This window comes from Blautia difficilis (assembly GCF_014297245.1).
GTDB classification, from domain to species: domain Bacteria; phylum Bacillota; class Clostridia; order Lachnospirales; family Lachnospiraceae; genus Blautia_A; species Blautia_A difficilis.
The window spans coordinates 1-2,565 of record NZ_JACOQG010000074.1 but is presented as its reverse complement, the minus strand read 5'-3'; the positions used below and the strand labels follow the sequence as shown (position 1 = coordinate 2,565).

Genomic DNA, 2,565 nt, shown 5'->3' with positions numbered 1-2,565 from the left:
ATGAATATTCTTGTGCGGTAACACCGCAAGTCCGGCAGACGGGAAACCGTCTGTCCGGGCTAGCGGGAACCGCTTATGCGAGTTTACTCGCGTAATGTTTTGTCCAAGCCATAAACCTCTCGCATCGAGATATCATGTTCGGCATCAATGCTTGTAATGTTGATACGATAACTGTCATGAGCAATGCGGTCAATGATTGCATCTGCCAGAGGACTATCATCACCACCCAGTTGGTCGTACCATTCCTCGAACTCATACTGGGAGCAAAAAATCGTTGAAGATTTCTTGCGTCTCCGATGGAGTAGTTCGAAGATATCTCTTTGTTCAGATTCCGTTGGTTTCAATAGAAGCCATTCGTCCAAAATCAGGACAACGGGATTGGCATACTTAGCCATCACCTTTTTGTAGTTGCCATCTGTCCGTGCCACCTCCAGATCAATAAGCAGATCAGGCAGACGGATATATTTGGTATTGTAATACTGCTTACAGGCTTCCATGCCAAAGGCACAGGCCATGTAAGTTTTACCGCAGCCTGTAGCACCGGTAATAAAAAGATTCCGATGTTCAGATATATATTCGCAAGTAGCAAGTCTGCGAATCAGTTCCTTGTTTAGCTTGCGTCCGGAAGTATAGTTGATATCCATGATATTCGCTTCCGGCTGATCGAAACCGGCGTTCTTGATCAGTCTTTTGAGACGGTTGTTTTTGCGACTGCTGTATTCGATATCCACCAGCATACCGAATTGATCTTCAAAGGGAACCTCCTTGAATTTTGGGTCATTGAGTTGGTTGCGGAATGCATCTGCCATTGTGGTAAGGCGCATTTCTATTAACTTATCCATTGTACTCTGATTGGTCATATGCGTTTACCTCCGATAGTAATCGGCACCTCGTGTGATGCCATGTGCTTTATGTGTGGTCTTGGTATCGATTGCTTCCGATGCCAGTTTTTCTGAACCGGTTACAAGTAGGTTTTTAATACTCTTGTAACTGGGTGATGCTGTATAGGATAATGCCTTTTTACAGGCAGCTTCCAGTAACGCATCTGAGTACTTCTCAGCAAGCTTAAGAAGCCCCATACAGCTTCGGTAGGTTTGTTGTTCCACACTTTTGGAGGTCAATATTGCATTGACTGCAGTGTAAGTATTTATGCCAATCCGCTCAGCCCATTTACGGAAGCGGTCACCGTTCCATTCCAGATACTTCTGGTGGTCTGCCGGCATATGTTCAGTAATGGTGCTGTACTGCCCGGGGCGTCCTTTTAGACGACGATGGGAAGCAATGCGGTTATGGTTGTAGAAAATTTCAATCGTGGTGTCTGTTACCCTTATATCAACTTTCTTTTTAATGTATTCGTACGGAACGGAGTATAGCATTCCGTCCACAGATATGTGATAATTGAACTGGACAGTGGCTGCTTTCCAGTCACTCAGTTCAAAACGGGTAGCAGGTAATGGTGCCAGCAATGGTTTTTCTTCCCCAAGAAATAAGCTTCGCCGACTACCCTCTTTCTTCTGAAAGAGCCTTTGGTTGAACAGTTCCAGCTTATCTCTGATTGCCAGATTCAATTCGGCAAGGGAGAAGAACTGTTCATTCCGAAGAGCTGCTGTGATCCAAGTAGAAATATTTCCTACTGTCCCCTCAGCATTCGGCTTATCTTTTGGAGCCCTGACACGCGCCGGGATAATAGCGGTGCCGTAGTATTCGGCCATTTCCTGATAAGTTTCATTGACCTGCTGGTCTTTAAAGCCACCATTGTGGACAACTGCTGTTTTACAGTTATCCGGTACGAGAATTCTGGCAACACCACCAAAATATTCGTACATATGAACATGGGCATTAATCCATGATTTCTGCTTCATATCCAGAAATGCTTCCACATATGCGTACTGACTATAAGTCATCACGCCGACAAATAAATAGGCTTTGGTGATCTCACCGGTATCCGGATCAATGATTGTTGCAGGATCTCCTGCCCAATCGACCTCAACCTGCTCACCAGGTTTCCGGTTGATATGCATGGTAGCACGTCGTTTCTGCTCATCCTGCTGGATGTGATAGCAGAACTGGGAATACATAAGTGGTTTTTCGCCATTTGCATGACAATCCTCCATGTATTCTGTCCACAAGAGTTTCTTACTGACTCCGTTACGGAGTAATTCTTTGTGGACAGAATCGTAGTCAGGCATCCGTTTATTGGATCTGACTTGCTTTGCAGAAGGAAAAAACATTTCTGCAAGAACAGCATCGGTATCGCTTTTATCAAGCGGCCAGGAAATATTTAATTCCTTTGCACGCTTCAAAACGCGATTAACCGTTTTCTTGGAGACATTGCAGCTATCGGCAATGCTCTGCTGACTGAGTCCCAGACTTTTTAGCCTGAGAATCTCTCGATACTTGGTCATGGTCATGACCTCCTTTGAATGAATTTACACCAGCTGGTGCATGATTACATTCTAAAGGATTTATGATAAAGGTTTCCACTACCGGAATGGTGGTTCCCTAAAAAACGGATTTGCGGTTTCCTGTCACCGGACAGCAGGGACACGGGCACCGGATTATTCA

2 protein-coding genes are annotated in these 2,565 nt (G+C 45.0%); both read right to left on the bottom strand.

Translation table 11 applies throughout. From position 1 onward, the window contains the following. Nucleotides 1-83 precede the first annotated feature (83 nt). Nucleotides 84-860 carry an IS21-like element helper ATPase IstB gene (istB, locus tag H8Z82_RS16790; protein ID WP_019161580.1) on the bottom strand — a complete coding sequence of 259 codons (777 nt, stop codon included), beginning with the start codon at nt 858-860 and terminating at the stop codon, nt 84-86. Between the two features lie 6 nt (nt 861-866). Next, nucleotides 867-2,405: an IS21 family transposase gene (gene istA, locus H8Z82_RS16785; protein WP_186995755.1), complete on the bottom strand. Its 1,539-nt coding sequence runs from the start codon at nt 2,403-2,405 to the stop codon at nt 867-869. Nucleotides 2,406-2,565 lie beyond the last annotated feature (160 nt).